This window comes from Kribbella sp. NPDC020701 (genome assembly GCF_055562215.1).
In genome coordinates this window covers 143,164-165,162 of sequence record NZ_JBVHFT010000017.1, presented here as the reverse complement: position 1 = coordinate 165,162, position 21,999 = coordinate 143,164, and the positions used below count along the sequence as shown (strand labels likewise).

Below are 21,999 nucleotides of genomic sequence, written 5' to 3'. Positions count from 1 at the left end.
GACCTGCAGCTCATGCAGGACCTGGAGCAGCGGGTTACGGCCGTCCGTCCCGACCTGGTGAACATCGGCTCGTCGTACGGAGAGCTGGCCTGGACCTGGGGCAAGGGGTGCCGTTGCTCAGGCTGCGGACGATCGGCATGGTGGATCCGTTGTGTCCGATCGAAGGAGTCACTACGGAAGCCATCGGTACCCCGCTGGTCGTGCAACCCGGTGCGGCGGCCGGGACGTCGCTCGCGGGCGGCGCGTTCGAACTACTCGCCGACGGCGGCGCGGTCAGCGCCAGCCGGCTCACGCTGGCAACCGGCGCCGACGGGGCACCCCCCACACCACCACAAGCTCTCCCACGAGGTCTTCTACATCCTCGACGGCACCATGCTCTTCCGCCTCGGCGACAACCTGACCACAGTGGGCAAGGGCGGCCTGGTCATCATCCCGCCCGGCACAACCCACGTCTTCGGCGCAGCAGAAGGCCAAACGGCCGACGTCTTCGTAGTACTCAGCCCTGGCATAGAACGCTTCGGCTACTTCGAACAACTAGCCGCCATCAGCCGCGGCGAAGCAGTCTTCGAGTCCCTCATTCCCGAACAAGACCGCTACGACGTCCATTTCGCCGACCTCCCCAATTGGCGCACAACCACATAACAGCCACGCCGGCCCGCGACCGCAGACTGCGCCCCCGTGGCCAACTGATCGCCGACATGCTGAACCGTTCGCGGGGCTGCGCACCCCTCCTGGTGACCAAAGACAAGCAATAACCTGTCCAAGCCCACCAGTTCCTGTCCCCTCACCCGTTCCGCGGCAGCAACCACAGCAGCCGAGCGAAGCGAAGGCCCAGGGGGTGCTGGTGGCGGAGCCCCCGCTCGCGGCAAGCGAAGCGCAGCCGCACAAATGGCGCAGGCGACCCGGTCCGAGCCGCGCCGCCTCCACCTCTTGTGCTTGCGAATAGTGCGGGTGGACCGGTTGGCCCGTGTCGGACTGGTGTCGTTCAACTCGCGGATGCGTGCTGCCACGGACGGGACTGCCTCGCCTCCATTTAGCCAACAGCCGTGGGAACTCGCCGCGTCACAGCGCGGCGGCCAGTACAGCCCGGGCTACCTCCGCGACCGGTGATTCGGCCGACACGTCGAAGTCAGCGACCCTCGCATCGTCCAGGATCCGTTCCAATTCCGTCGCGCGGCTCAAATGCCAGCGCAGGCCTGCCTCATCGTTGACATGATTGCCGTCGATGTGACGCCCGACAAGCCGACGGCGAATCGTCTCGGGCGCGGCGCGTAGCCGGCATACCGCCAATTCGACACCGAGCGCTTCGCGATATCGCAGCCGATCCTCACGGCTCTCCACCACGCCAGCCAGCACCAACCAGGCGGCGCCGGCGTCGAGGTAATTCCGGGTCACCGCGCGCAGATTCCGCAGCTCCAGCGCGAGGTTGAACCGATCGTCCGGCGGCGCGGGCCACGCTGAGGCCAGTCCATCGAGATCGATCACCGCGCCGGGGACATCGACCTCGGCCAAAGCTGCGCCCAGCGCGCCCGCGACCGCGGTCTTACCGATCCCGACCGGGCCGGTGATGAGGAGTGCACGTGGGGCAAGAGTCTCCTGTGGGGGAATTGAGTTCACATGGCATCATGGCCCGAATCTCCAGCAAGTGCTTGAGCTCTGTCGGAATTCTCGTCATCACCCATGACCACTCGAATGCGTCGGCGACGCGTTCCCCGGTTCCGCTTTCGAGCGGCGCGAGCGACTGAGCAGAGCCATCATGCGGATCGACGATGCCCACACCTGCGTACCGCAGGACCGCGAGCGACGCGAGCAGGCCGGGTGGCCTGCGAGATCGTGCTTTGCGAACGGCACCGCAATCGTCGGAGTCCGTGCGCCAAGTGCGGCGCACAGCGTGGTGAGCGATAGGTATTCGCGTTCCCATTGGCCCACGAGTTGAGGGTGTTGAAGGTGGGTGGGGACGACGGCGACGGCGTCGGCCGGTGGGGTGCGGCGTGGTTCGTCTGGGGTGCGGTTGCCGGTGATGACGGGGGCATCTCGTAGGTCCTGGTCGGCTAGCCAGGGGAGTGCGGCGTCCGTGGGGATGAGGTACGGGTCCCAGCCTGCCGCGCGGGCGGCGCGGACGCCGTCACCGGCCCGGGAGGCTAGGGGGTCGTATGCGTCGTGGCTGATCACCTCGGCTGTGCCGGTTCCCGACGTACAGCGGGTGATGGGGCACGAGCGGCCGACGACGACGCCGGCGATCTACACACACGTCCAGGGAGGCTCCCAAGGGCGGCTCTTGCTGCCCTTTCGCTGGCTGACGAGGACTGAAACGACGAGAGCGGGGACCCGGCTGGTGCTGGGTTCCCGCTCTGACCTGCGTGTACTTCGGGTGGGCGATACTGGGTTCGAACCAGTGACCTCTTCGGTGTGAACGAAGCGCGCTACCACTGCGCCAATCGCCCGTACAGTTGGTGCTGTTGTTGCCTTTGGTGCCTTGCGGGTGAAACCTTAGCGCATCATTGAGCGACGATCTAATCCGGCCGGGCTACTCTTGCTGCAGGACGGAGACCCCGTCGCGTTGGAGACGTGATTGTGACTTTCTCGCACGACACCGAGCAGGCGCTCGGCACGCTGGTCCGGCTGGTCAATACCCTGCCCGGACCGAACAGCCAGGTCGACACGATGGAGACGATCGAGGAGCTGGAGAAGTTCGTCCACGAGCGCGAGTTCAGTGCGGTCGACACGCTGACGGAGAAGGACCTGGCCGAGGTCCGCGATCTGCGGCCGTTGTTCTCACCGGTGTTCACCACGGACTCCGACGCGACGGCGGCGGCGATGATCAACGCGATCGTCGCGCGCGGTACGACGACGCCGCGGCTGACGAATCACGACGGGCACCCGTGGCACATCCACTACTCGCGGGACGGCGCGTCGCTGGCGTGCCGGATCACGGTGGAGTGCGGGATCGCGCTGGCCCAGGTGATCTCCGCCGGTGAACGCGAACGCCTCCGTCGCTGCGAGGCTCCGGACTGCGACGACGCGCTGATCGACCTGTCCCGCAACCGTTCCAAGCGGTACTGCGACGCGCGTACCTGCGGCAACCGTTTGCACGTCGCCGCCTACCGCGAACGCCGCAAAGCCTCCGGGGAGTAATCCTTCGGTAGGCCGGGGGAGTCCGTACGTCGCGCCGCCTGGCTACTCGCTTGGTTTGAGGGCTGTCACCACGTCGCCGGTCAGGCCGAGGCTGAACGCCAAGGCATCAAGAGCGGTGCTGAGTCTGGCGAAGTCCTGCTTGCTCAAGGCATCGACGAACAGTTCGCGCACCAGTCCACGGTGATCGATTGCCGTCTCGCGGAGTTTGGCCCAGCCTGCGTCGGTCAGGCCGGCGATGATCCCGCGATCGTCGGTCGCACACGGGCGACGCCGTACGAGACCAGCCTTCTCCAGTTGGGTCACCTGGTAGCTCAGGCCGCTCTTCGACGTCAGCGCGACGCCGGCGAGCTCGGTCATCCGGAGCTCGCCGTCGGGTGCGTTGGCGAGTCGCGCCAGTACCTCGTACTGCGGGTGCGACAGCCCGGCCTTGTCCTTCAGTTGCTGCTCGACCTGGTGGTTGAGCAGCGTCGAGACGCCTAGGAACGTTCGCCAGGTCTGCAGTTCGCGTGCGCTGAGTCCGTCCGGCATGCGGCCATCCTTAGGGATTGGGCTCGTCGGCGGAGCGGTCCGCGAAGATCTTGGCGACCTGGGCGGTGACGGTGCCCGGGGCGGGGAGGTCCCGGTCGTCCGCGCGGTGGATGCCTTGGATGTCGCGTGTCGTCGACGTGAGGAAGACCTCGTCCGCCTCGAACAGCCGCTCCAGCGGTACGTCGCGCTCGATCGCGCCGAACCACTCGATGACGAGCGCACGGGTGATGCCGGCGAGCGCGCCGGACTCCAGGGTCGGCGTGACCAGCTCACCGTCGTACACGCAGAAGATGTTCGAACCCGTGCCCTCGCAGAGGGTCCCGACGGTGTTCGCGAAGATCGCCTCGCTGCCGCCGCGCTCCTTGGCGTAGGCGAGGGCGCGCACGTTCTCGGCGTACGACGTCGTCTTGAGGCCTGCGACCGCACTGCGTTCGTTGCGGACCCACGGCACGGTGACGATGGCCGAGGTCGGCGACGGTCGCTTGATCGCCTGGGTCGCGACCAGGATCGTCGGTCCCGACGTACCGCGATCGGACGACAACGGTGAGACACCACCCGTGTACGTGATCCGCAGCCGGCCGAACGGGATGTCCGGATCGGCCTGCACGACCGCGGCGATGCCCTCCTCGACCCGCGCGACGTCCGGCGTGGGCAGGCCGAGACCGACCGCGGACCGAACCAGCCGCTCGAGATGCCGCGTCACCGCGAACGGGCGGCCGTCGACGATCTTGATCGTCTCGAACACTCCGTCACCGGTGGTGAGCCCGTGATCCAGGGGCGAGACCGTCGCCTCGTCGCCCTGCAGGGTGCCGTTGAGCCAGATACGCATGTGGTGCTCCTTCCGCGGATCACCTTAGTGCTAAGGCGATCCGGCCCCGCCGGGCAGTCCGAAGGTGACCGGACGATGACGGTACGTCGATGTCCGGTGGACCCCGGTTTTTGAACTCCGGCGCTGATGGGCTAATGTTCTTCTCGCGCCGGGGGAAACACAAAGTCGGTCGCATTGCGGACGTAGCTCAGTTGGTAGAGCGCAACCTTGCCAAGGTTGAGGTCGCCGGTTCGAACCCGGTCGTCCGCTCGGAGAGGGTTCGGCAGGCCAGCTTTCTCACTGGTGGAGTGGCCGAGAGGCGAGGCAACGGCCTGCAAAGCCGTGTACACGGGTTCGAATCCCGTCTCCACCTCGAGAACCCTTGAAGAGTTTGGACGATTGGCGCAGCGGTAGCGCGCTTCCCTGACACGGAAGAGGTCACTGGTTCGATCCCAGTATCGTCCACGAAGGCGAGAGGCGAGGTGTGTCCGCGGAACGCGCGGACCATCTCGCCTTCGTCGTTTGTGCGGCTGCGCTTCGCTTGCCGCGAGCGGGGGCTCCGCCACCCGCACCCCCTTTGCGCCTTCGCTTCGCTCGGCTGTTGGGGTTGCTCGCCGCTGACACGGTTCCGGCTGGGGCTGGGCGCCGCGTCGACGGTTCGGACTGGGGTTGCTCGCCGCGTCAACGGTTCCGGCTGGGGTTGCCCGTGTCTGCACAGCTCCTGGCTGGGGTTGCTCGCCGCGTCGACGATTCCGGCTGGGGGTGGGCGCCGCGTCGAGGGTTCCGGCTGGGGCCGGGCGGTCTTGCACGGTTGTGGGCTCGGGGTTGCTTGCTCCTGAACGGCTCAGGTCGGGGTCGGCCGCCGCCCGACAGTTTCCGGGCTGGGTTGCTTGCCGCTGGACAGTTGCCGTTGCGGCTCTCGGCCTGCGCGGTTGCCGGTTCGGGTTGCCCGCGTCGGAGCAGTTGCCGGATGCGGCGGGCGGGCGGCGGTTCATCTACCCGGTCCGCGGATCTGTCTGAGCGGTCGGTGGATCTGGCTGACCGCTCGATGGATCTGGCTGGGATGTACGATGGGCGTCTAATTTGACGGCTATCGAAGGAGACTGGGGTGGGCGGGCTTCCCGAGGTGATGCGGGGGTTGGAGCAGCCGACGTTGGATGGGCCTGGAGTTCTGCGGCTCGTGGATGCGATTGGGGTGCCGGTCGCGGGGGCCGGGGAAGTGTTGGTGCGGGTGGGGGCGGCGGGGGTGAACTTTGCGGATGTGATGCAGACGCGGGGGACGTATGACGGTGGGCCGCAGGCGCCTTATCTGGCTGGGTTTGAGGCCGCGGGGGAAGTGGTTGCGCTCGGGGAAGGGGCGACTGGGGTCTCGGTCGGGGATCGGGTGATCGGGACTGGGTATGGGGCGTTCGCGGAGTACATGGTGATGGGGGCGGGCTCTGTGGCGGCGGTGCCCGCTGGGTGGAGCGATGAGCAGGCGCTGGGGCTGGTGTCGAACTGGGCTACCGCGCTGGCGGCGTTGCGGCCGTTGGGGAGGTTGGGTTTGGGGGAGACCGTGTTGGTTCACGCCGCGGCGGGTGCGGTGGGGCAGGCGGCTGTGCGGATGGCGAAGTACTACGGGGCGAATGTGATCGCGACGGCCTCTGCTGAGAAGCATGAGGTGGTACGGCGGTTGGGGGCTGATCACGTGATCGACTGCCGGACCGCGGATCTGACGGGTGAAGTACTGCGACTCACTGGCGGCCGGGGCGTCGACGTCGTACTCGAGTCCGTTGGGGGCGAGACGTTCCGTCAGAGTGTGGCTGTGGCGAAGCGGGTGACGGGGAAGGTGATCGTGTACGGCGTCGCGGGTGGGGAGGCGTCGATCAGCAACCGGGAGCTGAACTTCAAGCACCAGGTGCACGTGATCGGACTGCACATCGGCGTACTGATTCGGCAGGCGCCGGAGATCTTCGCCGAGTTGATGGACGAGCTGAACCGTCTGATCGCATTGGGTGTCTACCCGCCGGGGGAGCCAACTGTGTACGACTTGGCCGATGGTCCGAAGGCGCTGGCCGAGTTGGAGGCGCGCGCGACGGTCGGGAAGATCGCGCTCAGGCCGTGACGGACTGAGCCACGCGGAGGCCCAGGTCTTCGATGGCGAAGGTTGGGTGGGAACGGCGCCGGACGGTGGAGCCCACGGAGCGTTCGGGGTCGTCGAAGCCGCCGCCGCGGAAGATGCGGTAGGAGCCGTACGTCGCTGGGTCGTAGAGGTCCCAGCACCATTCCCAGACGTTGCCGAGCATGTCGTGCAGTCCCCACGCGTTGGGAGCCTTCTGGCCGACGGGATGCGCTCGCCCACCCGCGTTGTCGGCGTACCAGGCGATGTCGTCGAGGGGGCCGTAGCGGTACGCCGGGATGCCTGTGGTGCAGGCGTGTTGCCACTCGGCCTCCGTTGGCAGGCGGTAGCCGGGCGAGGTCCAGTCGCACGTGATCTCGTCACCATCGATCGCATACGCGGCGGAGACACCGTCGTCGGCGGACAACTTGTTGCACAGGGCAACTGCGTCGTACCAGCTGATGCCGGTCAGCGGTCTGTTGTCAGTTCCGACGACCGGGTAGCGGGCGAGTCGGAAGTCGGACAGCGTTACCTGCCAACGGGTGTTGAGGCGGTCGTCCCGGAGGGCGATGGTGCCCGCTGGGATGTCGACCATGGGATGCATCGTCCAACCGTACGTGCGTCAGTAGTACCTCCTCAGCTTCGGCCACAGCGTGGACCAGGGCTCGGCGGTCCCGGCGCACAGGACGATCACCGTGCCGTCCTCGTCGTTGGAGACGATGTTGTCGATCGTGCCCACCTGTGAGCAGTCCCGGAAATGGTCCTCGAATGACGGGGTCCGCTCCATCTCGACGAGAAGGACCGGTCCGGTGTTGGTGTCCGGCGGGCTGCCCCAGTCGGCGAAGCTCATGTGACCTGAGTACGCCGGGGGTAGTCCGTGCGACGGCCCGTAGCGGAGTAGCGCGCCGGCTTCGCCGTAGTTGCCGGCGACGATCGTGGCTGACGATCGTTGTTCCGGTCGGATTCGCTCCCACGCGGTTGCGACGGCGGTCGTCAACGTCGGCCAGCCGATCTGCTCGCCTTGCTCCTTGTTCACCGGGATCACGAAGTCGACGGCCGACGCTGGAAGCACTGGCAAGGTGAACAGGGCTGAGGTCAGAGCGGTGAGTACGAATCCGACGATCGCAGCAGTCCGGTGGCGATCGATCCAGCCGAGCGCTGGCTCGCAGCCGGCTGCTACGAGTACGAGCAACAAGGGCAGGGCGTAGTACGACTTGCCGCCGACTGCTAGCACGACGGCGCAGAGCAGGGGATAGGCCAAGGCGACGGATCGGGCCCACGGCATCCGCCACAGTCGGAGGAATCCGGCTATCCAGATCGGCACTAGGAACGGTGACAGTTGTAGGAGTTGGAGGGGGATGAACATGATGCGGTTCTCAGTGCCGTCGTCTTCGCTGATGCCGCCTGCGACGGTGAGTTGGGGCCAGTCGTGCTGGAACTGCCAGATCACGTTCGGCAGGGCGACCAGGCCGGCTACCGCGATGCCGGCCGGCAACCACCAGGACCGCAGCACGTCGCGGGGACCGACGGCAAGCAATGAGATGAGCAAGGCGGCGATTGGGAGTACGACGAGGTACTTGTTCTCCAAGGCGATGCCGGCTGTCAGGCCGAGCGCGAGCCACCAGCGGGCGTCGCCGGTCCGGAGGAGCTTGACCGCGAAGAGGCCGATCAGCATCCATGCCAAGAGGTCGTACGTCGCGGTCGATACGAGGTGACCGACGCCAACCACGAACCCGGACACCGCGGCGCAGACCGCGGCGAGGAGTTGGCCGCGGCGGTCGCTGCCGAACTCCCTTGCGATCAGGGCCACGATGATGACTGTGACCACGCAGCTGATGGTCGACAGCACGCGGAGGCCCATCACGGTGTCGCCGAACACGGTGGTTGAGAGCCGTGCGAGTAGTGGGGTCAGTGGTGGCTGGTCGATGTATCCCCAGGCGAGGTGGCGGCCGGCGGCCATGAAGTAGAGCTCGTCGCGGTGGTACCCGTACCGCCCGGACAGGGCCGTCAGCACGAGGCCGACGATGACCGCGACGGACACGACGGGGCGAGCTGCGAAGGCAGGCACTGGTGGGCGGGTCATGCGGGGAATGTTGTCAGCCGATCGGGTCCCTCGCCAGGAACTGATTCGGAACTTCCAGGGACGCCACCGACAGAAGCCGCCGGCTGCCACCGGGAGCAACTGCAGGCGGTCACCAGCAGTAGCTCACACCACCCGCGCAGAGTAGCCCGCCGGCGGTAGGCCACGCCGCGCACGGAGAGTAGCTGGGAGCGGACACTGTCAGTGAGGGATGATTTGATATGTCAACCGGACAACAGGTGAGGTGACGGCGTGGCGTTGCTGTACGAGCGGATCTGCGCGGAGGTTCTGGAGCAGATCCGGCGCGGTGTTCTCCGGCCGGGCGATCGGGTGCCATCGGAGATGGAGCTCGCCGCGCAGTTCCAGGTCAGCCGGATCACCTCGAAGCGAGCCCTCGAGGTGCTGCGGGAGGCCGGGCTGGTCGAGCGCATCCGCGGCAAGGGGACGTTCGTCGTACGACGGCTTCCCGATCTGACCGGAGTCACGGTGCCGCTCCGGGGGCGCCCTCGGCAGGAGGCCCGCTCCATCGCGCTCATCGTGCCGGACATGTCGGAGGCGTACGGCCTCGACCTGCTGAACGCGATCGAGGAGCGCTGCGCGGAGTACGGCGCCCACCTGGTCATCCGGCGAACCCACGGGCGGCAGACCGACGAGGAGAAGGCCGTGGACTCGCTGGTGACGTCCGTGGACGGCCTGATCGTGTTCCCGGTGCACGGCGACTTCTACAACGCCAGCCTGCTCCGGCAGGTGCTGGCCGGCTATCCGGTGGTCCTCGTCGACCGCCATCTGTCCGGGATCCCGGTCTCGGCGGTGCACACCGACAACGTGGCGGCCGCACGGGCGCTGACGTCACGCCTGCTCGACCAGGGGCACCAGCACATCGCCTTCCTCTCCCCACCGCCGGTGAACACGTCCTCGATCGAGGAACGGCTGGAAGGGTTCCGATCCGCGTTCGGAGAGCGCGGACGGGCCTACGAGTTGACCGATCTGCGCAGCACACTGCCCGGCTCGACCACCACCGAGAGCGTGCGGGCGGACATGGAGGTGATCCGCGCGTTCCGCGACCGGCTGCCGGAGGTGACGGCGTACTTCGCGTGTGAGTACAACCTGGCCCGGATGGTGGATCGTGCGTTGGGCGGCGACCAGGTGATCGCGTGTTTCGACTCACCGGGGGACTCCATCGGCGGACCGCCGTACCTGCACGTGAAGCAGAACGAGACGGAGATGGGGCGGCGTGCGGTCGATCTGCTGCTCGCTCAGCTGCGTGGCGAGGCGGTGCCGAACGTGTCCATGGTGCCGTTCGAGATAGTCGATGCCGTCGGCAACACCTGACTTTCGGCAGTACGGCGGTAGCCGTGCGACTGTGTAGCGTCTGGGGCATGAGGTGGCGGCGCCTGGGAGATATCGGCCTATGGGCCGCGCTGAGCTTCCTCGTGCTCGCGGAGAGCGGTGCCCGCAGCGATCCGTACTGGTTCCAGGCCGCATGCATCGGCGTCCTGTTCCTCGCCACTTCCAACCGCCGCAGGTGGCCGCTGGCGTCCCTGACCGTGATCGCGCTGGCGGAGATCCTCATCCTCGCGTTCGCTCTCGGTACGACGAACGGCGTCCAGATCGCCCTTGTCCCGGCGATCACGTTGCTGAGCTATCTGGCTGGACGGCGAGAGACACAGCTCAAGCACTTCGTGATGGTGTGCAGTTGGTCGCTCACCGGCATGCTCGTGCTCGCACTCCTCATCCAAAGAGACACTCAGGTCACCGAAGCGATCCTGAGCTGGTTGCTGATGCTCCTGCTTGCGCTGCTGGTCGTCGTGCTGCCGTGGCTGATCGGCCGGTACCGCGCACAGCAGGCGTTGCTCGCCACGGCCGGCTGGGAGCGGGCCGAGCGGATCGAGCGTGAGCAGCGGATGGTGATCGACCAGGAGCGGTTGCGAGAGCGCTCTCGGATCGCCGAGGACATGCACGATTCGGTCGGCCACGAGCTGAGTCTGATCGCACTGCAGGCTGCTGCTCTGGAGCTCGATCCCGCACTGCCGGAGCAGCACCGAAGCGCCGCAACGTCCTTGCGCGAGGCGGCGGCCACGGCGACCGAGCGGCTCGGCGAGATCGTCAGCGTGCTGCGGGAGGCGGATGCGGACGCGCCGGTGATGCCGCACGACGAGACTGTCGGCGCACTGGTCGACCGGGCTGCCGCATCCGGGCTGGCGGTGCGCCTGATCGAGGAGGGCGACGGGGAGTGTTCTCCGATGGTGGATCGGGCCGTGCATCGCGTCGTCCAGGAGTCGCTGACCAATGCCAGCAAGCACGCACCGGGTGCGGCAGTGACGGTGACGGTGACGTCCACTGAGGACGACGTACGCGTTGCGGTCGTGGACACCGGAGCGACGCGGGCCCTCCAGTCCAGGTCCACGAGCGGCCGTGGACTGGAGGGGCTGAGAGAGCGGGTCCGGCTGGTCGGCGGATCGTTGACAGCCGGGCCGCGAGATAGCGGTGGCTTCGAGGTGGTCGCGACGATGCCCCGAGCAGGTGGCCGTCCGGAGCCGCCGGCGGTTCCCACTGCGGCGGTCGAACGGGCCACGGTACGCCGGAGTGCCCGGCGCGGCCTGATCACCGCCATCGCCGCGCCGCTGATCCTCGGCGCAGTCGTCGGTGTGGTTGCCTTGGGCTACTACCTGGTGGCCGGCTACAGCTCGATCCTGCGGCCGAGTCAGTACGACGCCCTGACCCTCGGGCAGTCCGAGGACGAGGTGCGCAAGGCGCTTCCCGCGATGCAGATGATCGACCCGCCCACCGAGCGCTATGACCCGCCGGTCGGCTGGAGCTGCCGCTACTACCGTCCGGACGGTCCCTTCTCGATCAACTACGCCTACCGGCTGTGCTTCAGCGACGGCGTCCTCGTCGCCAAGGCGATCGCGCAGACCGGCTCAGTGCCACCGACACCGGAGGGGAACGGATGATCAGGGTCATGCTGGCCGACGACGAGGCGATGGTGCGGGCCGGCGTCCGCGCGATCCTCGGCACCGACGACGCGATCGAGGTCGTTGCCGAAGCAGCCGATGGGGTGGAGGCAGTGGAGGCGGTACGGCGGCATCGGCCGGACGTCGCCGTACTCGACATCCGGATGCCACGGATGGACGGACTGGCCGCGGGTGCCGAGATCCGGCGGATCGTGCCCGAGACGGCGGTGGTCATGCTGACGACGTTCTCCGAAGACGCGTACATCGCCCGAGCGCTCGGCGACGGCGCGAGTGGTTTCCTGCTGAAGTCCGGCGATCCACGGGAGCTGATCGCCGGACTGAAAGCTGTCGCGGAAGGCGCCGCCTATCTGTCGCCACGCATTGCCCAACGCGTGATTGCCGAGCTCAGCGCCGGATCCGGTGGCGGAGCGATGGCCCGGGCCGCGGCTGCGAAGGAACAGGTCGCCGTACTGAGTCCGCGCGAGCTGGAGGTGCTCGGACTGGTCGGTGCCGGATTGTCGAACGCCGAGATCGCCGGACGGCTCTTCCTGGTCGAAGGGACCGTGAAGGCGTACGTCAGCGCCATCCTGCTCAGACTGGCGGTGAAGAACCGGGTCCAGGCCGCGATCGTCGCCTACGAAGCCGGTCTGGTGACCTCCTGAGCAGTCAACTGAGGTCGGCGCACTCGTCGTGGCGACGCTCCGGGTCGTGACATGGTGAGGACACCGGGTCATGGGATAGTGGTCCCTCCCGGAGCCGTCACCTCCGGAACGCACCCAGCAGAGCAGCCTCCGGGGGCACCGCCCCCTCTCAGAGAATCGGGGATCCAGGTCGTGACCGACTCGCATAACTCCGGACAGCACAAGGACCGGGAAGCGGCGGCGGCCGAGGTCCGGAGAATGTGGCAGCCGACCCCCTCCTGGAGTCAGCCGGACCCCAACCATGACGCCGACCCGGAAGCCGCCGAGACCGACGAGAAGCCGGACGCGCTCTCCCCGGAGTTCCAGAGCGACTCGTGGTCCCGTCAGGCCGGTCAGCAGGCGCCCTGGACCCAGCCTCAGACCCCGCCCCCGGCCCAGCCGCCGACCCCGTCCTGGACGCAGCCGGCCGCGGAGTCCAACGGCTCGTGGACCCAGCCGGCCGCCGAGTCCGACGACTTCGACGAGTCGGGCGACACCGAGGCCGCCGAAGCCACGCCGGAGCAGGCTGACGGTCAGACCGACGTCGGAACGACGCCTCCCGCGCCACAAGGACCTAACACGCCGGTCTTCGGCGGCTCGTCCTTCCACGGCTCTGGCTCAGGACAGAGCCCGGCCGGTGGCCCGGCGCAGGGTGGTCAGCAGCTGTCTCCGGCTGCCCAGCACTTCTTCCCGCAAGGCATCCCCGGTCAGCACCCTCCGCAGCAGCAGCGCGAGGTGTCCTACCGCACCGACGAGCTGATGCAGGCACTGCCGCTGCCGCGGGAGGCTCCGGCCGAGCGCGGCGTACGGAGTGTGCTGAAGCTGCGTCCGGGCACCTCCGAGCGGTCGGAGCGGATCGCGCGGGCGACTGCCGCGACCGCGTTCCGCCGCCCGGTGACGATCGTCGTCGCGAACCCCAAGGGTGGCTCCGGCAAGACGCCGACCACGCTGCTGCTCGCCGGTGCGCTTGGTCAGGCCCGCGGTGGCGGTGTGGTCGCGTGGGACAACAACGAGCTGCGCGGAAACATGCACCTGCGCACACACGACACGAACGCCCGGTCCACCGTCACGGACATGCTCCAGGCGATGCAGATGCTGACCCAGCCGGACGCCCGGCTCGGCGACGTGGCGGCGTACCTGCGGCACCAGGTCGCCGGTCAGTACGACGTCCTGACCTCGGCAACCACGACGTACGCGCAGATCGAGGCGAAGGACTTCGACCAGATCCACCGGCTGCTGAGCCGCTTCTACAAGGTGCTCGTGATCGACACCGGCAACAACGAGGGCTCCAGCAACTGGCGCGAGGCGATGAAGGCGGCCGACGCCCTCGTCATCCCGATCAAGTGGAAGAGCCTGTCCTGCGCGGCCGCGGTGCAGATGCTCGAGGAGCTCGACAACCAGGGCCCGGAGGCGCAGCGCCTGATCCGCCGCGCGGTGATCGCGGTCTCGAACGGTCCCGGCGACGTGAACAAGGAGGTCGAGAAGCAGCTCCGCCCGTACTTCGAGTCCCGTGCGGCCGCTGTGATCGACATCCCGACCGACATGCACATCGCCGCCGAGGGTCCGCTCGACCACTCCGCCCTCCAGCCGGCCACCCGTCGCGCCGGCCTGGAGTTGGCGGCCAAGGTGTCCGAGCAGGTCACGATCGCCCTGAACGTTCCTCGCTGAGGACGGCCGGCGCGGGGCGTGATCTCAAGCGTCGCGTTTCGTCAGAACGCGACTGCCGAGCGTTAGACCGCCTACCGCCCAAAGGATGAGCACTGCGGCGCTCAGAGTGGGGGAGAGCGGGTCGGTGGTGCCGGTCAGGTAGTTCTGGCCGGCACCGCCCGGCAGCAGGGCCGCAAGCCAGACCAGCGGGCGCAGTGAGCTCTGGCTGAGCATCAGCGGGACGACCAGGAGCAGCAGGAACGCCACGGTCAGAGTCCCGGCCGTACTGCGGACGACCCACGCGATCCCAGCGGCGAACAGTCCGGCCGCGGTCGTGTAGAAGCCGACCGACAGCAGGTCCGCCGCGAACGAGCTCCCGTCCCAGTCGGCCCAGGAGCCCGCAGCCAGTCCGCCCACAACGGATGCGACCGCGGCCAGCAGTAGTCCGTAGCCGAACAGCACCGGTGCCAGTACGACCGCCTTCGCCAGTACGACGTTGCGCCGTACCGGAGTCCACTGGAGCGTGGAACGGATGCTGCCCGTTGCGTACTCGGACGTCACGGTCAGCAGTGCGAAGGCGGCCACGACCACCTGCACGATCAGGATGACCGAAGAGCCGAAGCCGCCGACCGCCTGCTTCTCCGCGAGATCGCCCGGCTCGAGATGGGTGTTCTCGTAGGCGAGGTTGAAGCCGTACTGGAGGCCTAGGAGCGCCGTCAGCAGTGCGGCCGAAACGATGTTCAGCCAGCTGGACCGGACTGTCCAGAGCTTGGTCCACTCCGAGCGGACGGCGTTCATCGCTTCCCTGCTTCCATGAGTTGGGGCTCTACCTGAGCTTGAGGTTTCCGTCGTCGCAGCCGATGCCGGACGAGCTCGACGATGAGGGTCACCATGAGCGCCAGACCGATGCCGAGGATCACGCCCTTGAGCGGGTTGTCCTCGAAGGCCTTGCCGCCGATGTAGCCGACCAGGGTGCAGTACAGACCCCAGCTGGTGGCAGCCAGCGCGGCGTACGTCGAGAACTTGCGCAGGGGGTAGCGCATCGACCCCATCGTCAGCGTGACGGCGGTGCGCCCGCCGGGCACGTACCGAGCGACAACGAGTACCAGTCCGCCCCGCTCAGCCAGCGCACGCCGTGCCCACAGCACGGCCGCGTGCCGTCTGGTCCCTGGCTTCATCCGGTCCAGGAGCCGTCCACCGGCGCCGCGGCCGAGCGCATAGGACACGTGGTCGCCGATGAACGCGCCGATCGCCGCGGCCACGATCACGGCGTACAGGTTGGGTTCGCCATTGGCCGCTGCGAACACTCCCGCGGTGACGACCAGCGTCTCGCTCGGGATCGCCGGGAAGAACCCGTCCAACGCAGCGAAGCCCCACAGTGCGAGGTAGATCCACCACGAGGACATCAGCTCTTCTGCGAAGTGCAGGAGCTGGTCACTCACGATGCCACCGCCACGCCGTACTGGACGCTGTCCGCGGTGAGCTCCATGTAGGCCTCCTCCAGCGAGGCCCGCTCGGTGTGCAACTCGTGCAGCCGTACGCCGAGCTCGTGAGCCAGATCGCCGACCCGCTCCACCGGTACGCCGGTCACGACCAGCCGATCATCCGAGGACGTGGACTCCACTCGTTCCGCCTCTCCGATCAGCCGGTCCCGCAGGACGGCGCGCTGCCCGTGATCGGGGACGCGGATCGCGACCGTGGTGCGGGAGGACCCCGCGATCACCTCCGCCACCGGTGCGTCGGCGATCAGCCGCCCACGGCCGATCACGACGAGCTGGTCGGCGGTCAGCTGCATCTCACTCATCAGATGGCTGGACACGAACACCGTCCGGCCCTCGGCCGCGAGTGAGCGCATCAGCTGACGGACCCAACGGACGCCGTCGGGGTCGAGGCCGTTCACCGGCTCGTCGAACATCAGCACCTCGGGATCACCGAGCAGTGCGCCCGCGATGCCGAGGCGCTGGCCCATACCGAGCGAGAACTGCCCGGACCGCTTCTGGGCGACCGAGTCCAGGCCGACGACCGACAGGACCTCGTCGACCCGGCTGACCGGGAGGCCGTTGCTGCGCGCCATCGAGATCAGGTGGTTGCGGGCCGTCCGGCGCGGGTGGAGGGCCTTGGCATCGAGCAGAGCGCCGACTTTGGTCAGTGGTGCCGGCCAGGCGGCGTACGGGCGTCCGCCGACCAGCGCGGTGCCTTCGGTCGGGGTGTCGAGGCCGACGATCATCCGCATCGTGGTCGACTTCCCGGCGCCGTTCGGGCCGAGGAAGCCGGTCACCCGGCCGGGGGAGACGGTGAGGTCGAGCGAGTCCACCGCACGGGTCTCGCCGTACCTCTTGGTGAGTCCTTCGAGAGTGATCACGCTCTTGAACCTAGGAATTCGGGCACCCCGGCCACATCGGACCAAGGGCTGGCCCGACCCCCGACTTTCGTCAGGTCCCGCGAGCCTGTGGATACGCCGTCAGGCCGTGGCGCGGGAGTCGATACCATCTGTGGCGTGACCGGCAATCGGCCGGCCACGCGGACCCGAGGAGTGAACGTGCCGGAAGTCAAGGTCCATCTGATCGGCGTCGAGGGCGAGGCTGAGCGGAGTGTGACCGAGACGACGACGATCGGGGAGCTGTTCGCCGAGATCTTCGGCCAGGACCGCTCCGCCATCGCCGCCCGCGTCAACGGTGAGCTGCGGGACCTGTCCCGGGTGGTCGCGGACGGCGACGAGATCGAGCCTGTGAAGGCATCGTCGGAGGACGGCCGGGCGATCATCCGGCACTCGACCGCGCACGTGCTCGCGCAGGCCGTGCAGGACCTGTTCCCGGACGCCAAGCTGGGCATCGGCCCGCCGGTGGAGAACGGGTTCTACTACGACTTCGACGTCCCCACGCCGTTCACACCGGACGACCTGGGCAAGCTCGAGAAGAAGATGCAGCAGATCATCAAGGAGCGGCAGCGGTTCAGCCGCCGGGTGGTCTCCGACGACGACGCGCGGACCGAGCTGGCCACCGAGCCGTACAAGCTCGAGCTGATCGGCATCAAGAGCTCCGCGGCCGATGCGGCCGAAGGGGCGAGTGTGGAGGTCGGCGGCGGCGAGCTGACGATCTACGACAACGTCCGGCGTGACGACAGCGTCGCCTGGAAGGACCTGTGCCGTGGCCCGCACGTCCCGGCCACGGGGTACCTGGGCAACTTCAAGCTGATGCGGACGGCCGCGGCGTACTGGCGGGGGAGCGAGAAGAACCCGCAACTCCAGCGGATCTATGGCACGGCCTGGGAGTCCCGCGACGAGCTGAAGGCGTACCTGACCCGTCTCGAGGAGGCGGCCAAGCGCGACCACCGCAAGCTCGGCAGCGAGCTCGACCTGTTCAGCTTCCCGGACGAGATCGGCTCGGGGCTCGCGGTGTTCCACCCCAAGGGCGGCGTGCTGCGGAAGGTGATGGAGGACTACTCCCGCCAGCGGCACGTCGAGGACGGGTACGAGTTCGTCTACTCACCGCACATCACCAAGGCGCAGCTGTTCGAGACCTCGGGCCACCTGGACTGGTACGCCGACGGCATGTACCCGCCCATGCACCTGGACGAGGAGCGTGGCGCGGACGGGCAGATCCGCAAGCAGGGCCAGGACTACTACCTGAAGCCGATGAACTGCCCGATGCACAACCTGATCTTCGCCGCCCGCGGCCGGTCCTACCGGGAGCTGCCGCTGCGGCTGTTCGAGTTCGGCACGGTCTACCGGCTGGAGAAGTCCGGCGTCGTGCACGGCATGACCCGGGCCCGCGGTTTCACCCAGGACGACGCGCACATCTACTGCACCCGTGAGCAGATGCGCGACGAGCTGCGCGACCTGCTCACGTTCGTGCTCGGCCTGCTCGCCGATTACGGCCTGGACGACTTCTACCTCGAGCTCTCGACCAAGAACCCGGACAAGTTCGTCGGGTCGGACGAGGTCTGGGACGAGGCCACCGAGACCCTGCGGGAAGTTGCCGAGGGCTCCGGTCTCGAGCTGGTCCCGGACCCGGGCGGTGCCGCGTTCTACGGTCCGAAGATCTCGGTCCAGACCAAGGATGCGATCGGCCGGACCTGGCAGATGTCGACGATCCAGCTGGACTTCAACCTGCCGGAGCGGTTCGAGCTGGAGTACACGGCGCCGGACGGTTCCCGGCAGCGGCCGGTGATGATCCACCGCGCGCTGTTCGGCTCGATCGAGCGCTTCGTCGCCGTGCTGACCGAGCACTACGCCGGCGCCTTCCCGCCCTGGCTGGCCCCGGTCCAGGTGATCGGCATCCCGATCACCGACGGCCACGTCGACTACCTGTACGACGTCGCCGCGCAGCTGAAGGCGCAGGGGATCCGGGTCGAGGTGGACTCCTCCGACGACCGGATGCAGAAGAAGATCCGGAACGCGCAGAAGTCCAAGGTGCCGTACATGCTGATCGCCGGTGACGAGGACATGGCCGCCGGGTCGGTGTCCTTCCGCTACCGCGACGGCACGCAGAAGAACGGCATCCCGATCGCCGACGCCGTGGCCGAGATCATCGAGTCCGTTCAAAAGCGCATCCAGGTTTGACATCCACCCGGCCGTCAGCCGGGTTCGACCACAGACCGGGAGGTCGAGCGGTGAGGTTCGCGGTTCACGGGCCAACCTGTTGGTCGGCCTCCCCGCGCAGCCACGGCATGCCCTGCCGCGATGTTCTTTGCCGCATTGATGTCGGCGTGATCGGCGTAACCACATGCTGTGCAATGAAAAACCGCTTGGCTCTTGCGGTTCTCGCGCGTGGTATTTCCGCAGCTATGACACGTCTGCGACGTGAACGCGGCTTTGACTTGCTCGACGCGACCAGGCGCCTTTTCGTGCAGGCGGCGGGCGAACTTTGCCCAGCAATTGGCGCGTATCGCACGATTGAGCTGCGATTTACGGCGCACCCCTCGCCCTGGATGCTCCCGGTTTCCGCGGGCCGAGCGCGTCATCTGACCGACTCGAAGATTCTCGATCCGGATGGTGTCGAAGTTGCGCGCGATGGCAGTCGTCGTCTTCTCGACCCAGTCATTGGTTCGGTCGGCCTGGCGGGCCAACGTCCTCGCTATCGCCAGCTTGATCCTCCGCCGTCTGTTGGAGCCCGGCTCCGCTCGTGCCAGCCGTCGCTGCAGGTGCAGCAGGCGGCGAAGTTCGGTCGGCCCGGGCTTCGGGGTGCGCAGAAGTTCACCGGTCGACAGGGCAGCGGTGACGGCTATACCGCGGTCGATGCCGACGACCAGTCCGTTGCCTGGCGCCGGGATCACACCGGGAATGGTCGCGAAGGCCAGATGCCAGCGCTGCGACCGATCGAGAGTGATTCTGTACGACTTGGCCGCGGCGGGCGGCCGGCTCCAACGAAACCTCACCCAGCCAACCTTCGGGACGCGGACCGCGCCGGTGTTCTTGCTCAGTCGACGCACATGCGCCGGCTGAAATGCAACGATTCGGAAGCCCTCGTGAACGCCGGCCTTTCGCCATGTTGGCCGACCGTGGGTCCCGGCGAAGTAATTCGTCATCGCCTGGCTGAAGTCTCGCAGCGCTTGCTGCTGAACCATTTGGGATCCGGCGCGCAGCCAATCGCAGGCGCGTCGAGCTTCGGTCAGTTGTCGTGCCTGTTCAAGGTATCCAGGCGCCGGCTGACGGTCAGGTGTCCAGTAGGCGTGTTGCTCGACGGCCAGGTTCCACACGTAGCGGGCGTCTCTGCACAGAAGCAGGAGCGCGTCCGCCTGCTCAGGTGTCGGCTCCAGGCGGAATCTACTCATGCAGGAACTGTTTCATCGGTCACCGACAGTTTCCGTGGTTCCGCCTGTCGATCAGAAGATGGATGTTCCGAGGCGAAGAGGATCTCCGGTGGAATATGAGTGACGCAGGCATACCGGACTCGCCGTACGTGCCGGATGACCTCGAGGTGCAGGACGGGGTCGGGGTACCGGATCCGTTCATGCGGTTGTGGACACCGCATCGGATGGCCTATATCGAGGGTGAGAACAAGCCGACCAGTTCGGAGGCCGGCTCGGGGTGCCCGTTCTGCCGGCTGCCGGGTCTGCCGGATGCCGATGCGCTGATCGTGCACCGGGGCGAGGCGGCGTACGCGGTGCTGAATCTGTATCCGTACAACCCCGGTCACCTGATGGTCGTGCCCTACCGGCACGTCGCCGACTACACCGAGCTGACAGCCGACGAGATCACCGATGTCTCCACGCTCACCCGGCAGGCGATGCAAGCGATCCGGACGGTGTCGGGAGCGCACGGCTTCAACATCGGCATGAACCAAGGCGAGATCGCCGGCGCCGGGATCGCGGCCCACCTGCACCAGCACGTCGTACCGCGGTGGGCCGGCGACACCAACTTCATGCCGGCCATCGCCCACACCAAGGTCCTGCCGCAACTGCTGCCGGACACCAGAGCGTTGCTCGCCAAGTCCTGGCCCAGCGAGCCGTAAACGCAGATCGCCCCACCCGAAACAGCGGGTGGGGCGACCGTCGAGCTACTCGCCGGCCAGGTGCGGGTCGGCGAAGTTGGCCCAGCGGAAGTACACCGGGTCGGTGAACGTGACGGGGAACTTGCCGATGCCCTTGATCACGGTGGCGGAACCGTTGGCGTGGCCGAGCTGGTACATGTACCCGGCGCCGGTGTCCTTGTCGATGCCGAGCAGCAGCGTGCCGGTGCCGCACGGCGCCGCCACCAGCGTCTCGACTCCCTGCCAGGTCGAGCCACGGACCTGCTTCACGACGCCCGGGATGATGTGCCCGCCGGCCAGCGGCAGCCGCGCGGTGTACAGCTTGCCGCTGGTGAGCGTCATCAGGAAGGTGTGGCGGTCACCGACCCGAGGTTGATCCGGCAGGAGGCTGTGGCATCGCTCGCCCCGGTCGTGCTCCTCGGATGCGCTGACGCCGGGCCGGTCGTCAGGAGCCCCGCGCTCAAGAGGCCGGCGGCCAGAATGCCGCCGTACTTGGTCCAACTGGTCATACGATCCACCCCCGGTTGCTGTTGTCGGGCGTTGGACGCCGGACTGGACCGGAAAGTTGGTCAGCGCAGGAACAGTGGCAGCAGCGGGTCGACGATCCCCATCAGGGTGTCCAGTGAGACCTCGCGCGCGGGGTTGGTCAGGCAGGTCACCCGGACGACGCGGCGGCCCTGGCGGAAGACGAGCTCGCCCTGCTCGGGCAGGTAATAGCCGGGTTGGCCGATCGGGGCGAGGCGAGGTGGGGGCGTTCCCTGGGCCTCCGGGATGGTCGGCTGGTCGAACGCCTCCACGATCGACACCGTCGCGTCGAACGTCCCCCAGATGCAGGTCAAGGCGCCGTTCACCCGGTAGTCCCGCCGCAGTTGGACGTGCAGCCCGACGAACCGCTCGGCCGCCGAGTTCGACACCTGGCACGCCGCGTCCGCCTGCCGCGCCGGCCGAAGAGACCTGGGTACGGCGTCCCGCGCAGCTGCCGCGATCTCGACAGCCTTGGCCCGGTCGATTCCGTCCGCGGTACTGCGGTCGATCCCACCGGCCGGGGTGATCCGCACAGCCCGGTCGCCGACGCGGAAGACCAGGCGCGACTCTGCGATCCGGGCCTCCGGGCCGAGCTCGGACAGCGGCTCGACGGTGCCGGCGTCGGCCATCAGCCGGCTGAGGGAGTCGGGCTGGCTCGGGAGCGCACTGACGCCGATCGTCACGACGCGGTCCTGGACGAGCAGGGTGCACAGGTCCATCGACGGGAGGCCGCCGTCGTTCCAGGCGTTCGGCTTCGCGGTGACGGGGACGCGGAGTTTCGCGGTCAGCGTGCGGGTGATCGCCGTACACACCTGCGGTCCGGGGGCGCCCGCCGTACCGTCCAGCCCTTCGGCCTGTGGGGGAGCGATCACGGTGGGCACGACCGCTGGGGCCGCTGTGATTCGTGGCTGAGAGTGGTCGGCCTTCCGCGCAACCGAGCACCCGGCGGTCGCCACCAGCACGGCGACCACGCCCGCCAGCACCCGTCGCATCCGGCACCTCCCTGCCTCCAGCATCGCGCGACTGCAGGTCTCTCGCAGGCCGAACCGGGTGGCTTGTCACCGGATGGTGATC

22 protein-coding genes and 4 tRNA genes are annotated in these 21,999 nt (G+C 67.8%); 13 read left to right on the top strand and 13 right to left on the bottom strand.

What is annotated here, in order from left to right:
• Positions 1 to 210 precede the first annotated feature (210 nt).
• Positions 211 to 642: a cupin domain-containing protein gene (locus tag ACZ3HV_RS34415; RefSeq protein WP_465690578.1), complete on the top strand. Its 432-nt coding sequence runs from the start codon at positions 211 to 213 to the stop codon at positions 640 to 642.
• A 420-nt stretch (positions 643 to 1,062) separates the two neighbouring features.
• Here the strand turns inward: ACZ3HV_RS34415 and ACZ3HV_RS34410 are convergent, their stop codons facing one another.
• The gene (locus ACZ3HV_RS34410) at positions 1,063 to 1,512 is read right to left on the bottom strand and encodes a hypothetical protein (RefSeq protein ID WP_465690576.1); all 450 of its coding nucleotides are present in this window, start codon (positions 1,510 to 1,512) and stop codon (positions 1,063 to 1,065) included.
• Between the two features lie 508 nt (positions 1,513 to 2,020).
• Between ACZ3HV_RS34410 and ACZ3HV_RS34405 the strand changes: the two genes are divergently transcribed.
• Positions 2,021 to 2,413: a tyrosine-type recombinase/integrase gene (locus tag ACZ3HV_RS34405; protein WP_465690704.1), complete on the top strand. Its 393-nt coding sequence runs from the start codon at positions 2,021 to 2,023 to the stop codon at positions 2,411 to 2,413.
• Here the strand turns inward: ACZ3HV_RS34405 and ACZ3HV_RS34400 are convergent.
• A tRNA-Val gene (locus tag ACZ3HV_RS34400) sits at positions 2,373 to 2,444 on the bottom strand. The two genes, ACZ3HV_RS34405 and ACZ3HV_RS34400, sit on opposite strands and share 41 nt — an antisense overlap.
• 124 nt (positions 2,445 to 2,568) lie before the next feature.
• On the opposite strand from ACZ3HV_RS34400, the gene ACZ3HV_RS34395 reads away from it, so the two are divergent.
• Entirely contained in the window at positions 2,569 to 3,135 is a 567-nt protein-coding gene (locus tag ACZ3HV_RS34395; RefSeq protein WP_360381052.1) for a CGNR zinc finger domain-containing protein, read from the top strand.
• Between the two features lie 42 nt (positions 3,136 to 3,177).
• On the opposite strand, the gene ACZ3HV_RS34390 is transcribed toward ACZ3HV_RS34395, so the two are convergent.
• The gene (locus ACZ3HV_RS34390; protein WP_465690573.1) at positions 3,178 to 3,663 is read right to left on the bottom strand and encodes a MarR family winged helix-turn-helix transcriptional regulator; all 486 of its coding nucleotides are present in this window, start codon (positions 3,661 to 3,663) and stop codon (positions 3,178 to 3,180) included.
• Positions 3,664 to 3,673: 10 nt separating this feature from the next.
• On the bottom strand, positions 3,674 to 4,492 hold the full coding sequence (locus ACZ3HV_RS34385) for an aminotransferase class IV (RefSeq protein ID WP_360381054.1): 819 nt from the start codon (positions 4,490 to 4,492) through the stop codon (positions 3,674 to 3,676).
• Positions 4,493 to 4,668: 176 nt separating this feature from the next.
• Between ACZ3HV_RS34385 and ACZ3HV_RS34380 the strand changes: the two genes are divergently transcribed.
• From ACZ3HV_RS34380 to ACZ3HV_RS34365, 4 genes are all read left to right on the top strand, one after another.
• Positions 4,669 to 4,741 (top strand) — tRNA-Gly (locus tag ACZ3HV_RS34380).
• Positions 4,742 to 4,773: 32 nt separating this feature from the next.
• Positions 4,774 to 4,844 (top strand) — tRNA-Cys (locus ACZ3HV_RS34375).
• 20 nt (positions 4,845 to 4,864) lie between these two features.
• Positions 4,865 to 4,936, top strand: a tRNA-Val gene (locus ACZ3HV_RS34370).
• 643 nt (positions 4,937 to 5,579) lie between these two features.
• On the top strand, positions 5,580 to 6,575 hold the full coding sequence (locus ACZ3HV_RS34365) for an NADPH:quinone oxidoreductase family protein (protein WP_465690571.1): 996 nt from the start codon (positions 5,580 to 5,582) through the stop codon (positions 6,573 to 6,575).
• Here ACZ3HV_RS34365 and ACZ3HV_RS34360 read toward each other — a convergent pair.
• On the bottom strand, positions 6,565 to 7,173 hold the full coding sequence (locus ACZ3HV_RS34360) for a formylglycine-generating enzyme family protein (protein WP_465690569.1): 609 nt from the start codon (positions 7,171 to 7,173) through the stop codon (positions 6,565 to 6,567). The two genes, ACZ3HV_RS34365 and ACZ3HV_RS34360, sit on opposite strands and share 11 nt — an antisense overlap.
• 18 nt (positions 7,174 to 7,191) lie before the next feature.
• Complete coding sequence (locus ACZ3HV_RS34355) at positions 7,192 to 8,652, bottom strand: ArnT family glycosyltransferase (RefSeq protein WP_465690567.1); 1,461 nt, start codon at positions 8,650 to 8,652, stop codon at positions 7,192 to 7,194.
• A gap of 249 nt (positions 8,653 to 8,901) precedes the next feature.
• Between ACZ3HV_RS34355 and ACZ3HV_RS34350 the strand changes: the two genes are divergently transcribed.
• The 4 genes from ACZ3HV_RS34350 to ACZ3HV_RS34335 all read left to right on the top strand — a co-directional run bounded on the left by ACZ3HV_RS34350 (position 8,902) and on the right by ACZ3HV_RS34335 (position 13,951).
• On the top strand, positions 8,902 to 9,981 hold the full coding sequence (locus ACZ3HV_RS34350) for a GntR family transcriptional regulator (RefSeq protein ID WP_465690565.1): 1,080 nt from the start codon (positions 8,902 to 8,904) through the stop codon (positions 9,979 to 9,981).
• Between the two features lie 47 nt (positions 9,982 to 10,028).
• Entirely contained in the window at positions 10,029 to 11,603 is a 1,575-nt protein-coding gene (locus ACZ3HV_RS34345; protein WP_465690563.1) for a sensor histidine kinase, read from the top strand.
• A complete protein-coding gene (locus tag ACZ3HV_RS34340; protein ID WP_465690561.1) occupies positions 11,600 to 12,265 on the top strand; it encodes a response regulator transcription factor in 666 nt (221 codons plus the stop codon). Before ACZ3HV_RS34345 ends, ACZ3HV_RS34340 begins: the two co-directional genes overlap by 4 nt.
• A 171-nt stretch (positions 12,266 to 12,436) precedes the next feature.
• Positions 12,437 to 13,951, top strand: coding sequence for a MinD/ParA family ATP-binding protein (locus ACZ3HV_RS34335; protein WP_465690559.1), 1,515 nt, complete (start codon positions 12,437 to 12,439; stop codon positions 13,949 to 13,951).
• Positions 13,952 to 13,975: 24 nt separating this feature from the next.
• Here the strand turns inward: ACZ3HV_RS34335 and ACZ3HV_RS34330 are convergent, their stop codons facing one another.
• From ACZ3HV_RS34330 to ACZ3HV_RS34320, 3 genes are read right to left on the bottom strand one after another with little or no spacing between them, the layout of a single operon-like run.
• Positions 13,976 to 14,728 carry an ABC transporter permease gene (locus tag ACZ3HV_RS34330; protein ID WP_465690557.1) on the bottom strand — a complete coding sequence of 251 codons (753 nt, stop codon included), beginning with the start codon at positions 14,726 to 14,728 and terminating at the stop codon, positions 13,976 to 13,978.
• Complete coding sequence (locus ACZ3HV_RS34325) at positions 14,725 to 15,372, bottom strand: DedA family protein (protein ID WP_465690555.1); 648 nt, start codon at positions 15,370 to 15,372, stop codon at positions 14,725 to 14,727. Before ACZ3HV_RS34325 ends, ACZ3HV_RS34330 begins: the two co-directional genes overlap by 4 nt.
• The gene (locus tag ACZ3HV_RS34320; RefSeq protein ID WP_465690553.1) at positions 15,369 to 16,292 is read right to left on the bottom strand and encodes an ABC transporter ATP-binding protein; all 924 of its coding nucleotides are present in this window, start codon (positions 16,290 to 16,292) and stop codon (positions 15,369 to 15,371) included. Before ACZ3HV_RS34320 ends, ACZ3HV_RS34325 begins: the two co-directional genes overlap by 4 nt.
• A gap of 177 nt (positions 16,293 to 16,469) precedes the next feature.
• On the opposite strand from ACZ3HV_RS34320, the gene thrS reads away from it, so the two are divergent.
• On the top strand, positions 16,470 to 18,491 hold the full coding sequence (thrS, locus tag ACZ3HV_RS34315) for a threonine--tRNA ligase (RefSeq protein WP_465690702.1): 2,022 nt from the start codon (positions 16,470 to 16,472) through the stop codon (positions 18,489 to 18,491).
• Positions 18,492 to 18,505: 14 nt separating this feature from the next.
• On the opposite strand, the gene ACZ3HV_RS34310 is transcribed toward thrS, so the two are convergent.
• Entirely contained in the window at positions 18,506 to 19,702 is a 1,197-nt protein-coding gene (locus tag ACZ3HV_RS34310; RefSeq protein WP_465690551.1) for an RNA-guided endonuclease InsQ/TnpB family protein, read from the bottom strand.
• A gap of 95 nt (positions 19,703 to 19,797) precedes the next feature.
• On the opposite strand from ACZ3HV_RS34310, the gene ACZ3HV_RS34305 reads away from it, so the two are divergent.
• Positions 19,798 to 20,382, top strand: coding sequence for an HIT family protein (locus tag ACZ3HV_RS34305; RefSeq protein WP_465690549.1), 585 nt, complete (start codon positions 19,798 to 19,800; stop codon positions 20,380 to 20,382).
• A 45-nt stretch (positions 20,383 to 20,427) separates the two neighbouring features.
• Here ACZ3HV_RS34305 and ACZ3HV_RS34300 read toward each other — a convergent pair whose 3' ends face one another.
• From ACZ3HV_RS34300 to ACZ3HV_RS34290, 3 genes are read right to left on the bottom strand one after another with little or no spacing between them, the layout of a single operon-like run.
• Positions 20,428 to 20,742, bottom strand: a complete 315-nt coding sequence (locus tag ACZ3HV_RS34300; RefSeq protein WP_465690547.1) for a hypothetical protein — start codon at positions 20,740 to 20,742, stop codon at positions 20,428 to 20,430.
• Complete coding sequence (locus tag ACZ3HV_RS34295; protein WP_465690545.1) at positions 20,742 to 20,909, bottom strand: hypothetical protein; 168 nt, start codon at positions 20,907 to 20,909, stop codon at positions 20,742 to 20,744. Before ACZ3HV_RS34295 ends, ACZ3HV_RS34300 begins: the two co-directional genes overlap by 1 nt.
• Positions 20,910 to 20,969: 60 nt before the next feature.
• Entirely contained in the window at positions 20,970 to 21,917 is a 948-nt protein-coding gene (locus ACZ3HV_RS34290; protein WP_465690543.1) for a hypothetical protein, read from the bottom strand.
• Positions 21,918 to 21,999: the final 82 nt, after the last annotated feature.

Bases quoted from the DNA above. Each gene is read 5' to 3' on its own strand.
- ACZ3HV_RS34355 (WP_465690567.1), bottom strand. From the start codon at position 8,652: ATGACCCGCCCACCAGTGCCTGCCTTCGCAGCTCGCCCCGTCGTGTCC.
- ACZ3HV_RS34290 (WP_465690543.1), bottom strand. From the start codon at position 21,917: ATGCGACGGGTGCTGGCGGGCGTGGTCGCCGTGCTGGTGGCGACCGCC.
- ACZ3HV_RS34405 (WP_465690704.1), top strand. From the start codon at position 2,021: ATGACGGGGGCATCTCGTAGGTCCTGGTCGGCTAGCCAGGGGAGTGCG.
- ACZ3HV_RS34330 (WP_465690557.1), bottom strand. From the start codon at position 14,728: ATGAACGCCGTCCGCTCGGAGTGGACCAAGCTCTGGACAGTCCGGTCC.
- ACZ3HV_RS34345 (WP_465690563.1), top strand. From the start codon at position 10,029: ATGAGGTGGCGGCGCCTGGGAGATATCGGCCTATGGGCCGCGCTGAGC.
- ACZ3HV_RS34360 (WP_465690569.1), bottom strand. From the start codon at position 7,173: ATGCATCCCATGGTCGACATCCCAGCGGGCACCATCGCCCTCCGGGAC.
- ACZ3HV_RS34310 (WP_465690551.1), bottom strand. From the start codon at position 19,702: ATGAGTAGATTCCGCCTGGAGCCGACACCTGAGCAGGCGGACGCGCTC.
- ACZ3HV_RS34305 (WP_465690549.1), top strand. From the start codon at position 19,798: ATGAGTGACGCAGGCATACCGGACTCGCCGTACGTGCCGGATGACCTC.
- ACZ3HV_RS34390 (WP_465690573.1), bottom strand. From the start codon at position 3,663: ATGCCGGACGGACTCAGCGCACGCGAACTGCAGACCTGGCGAACGTTC.
- ACZ3HV_RS34340 (WP_465690561.1), top strand. From the start codon at position 11,600: ATGATCAGGGTCATGCTGGCCGACGACGAGGCGATGGTGCGGGCCGGC.
- ACZ3HV_RS34295 (WP_465690545.1), bottom strand. From the start codon at position 20,909: ATGACCAGTTGGACCAAGTACGGCGGCATTCTGGCCGCCGGCCTCTTG.
- ACZ3HV_RS34300 (WP_465690547.1), bottom strand. From the start codon at position 20,742: ATGACGCTCACCAGCGGCAAGCTGTACACCGCGCGGCTGCCGCTGGCC.
- ACZ3HV_RS34385 (WP_360381054.1), bottom strand. From the start codon at position 4,492: ATGCGTATCTGGCTCAACGGCACCCTGCAGGGCGACGAGGCGACGGTC.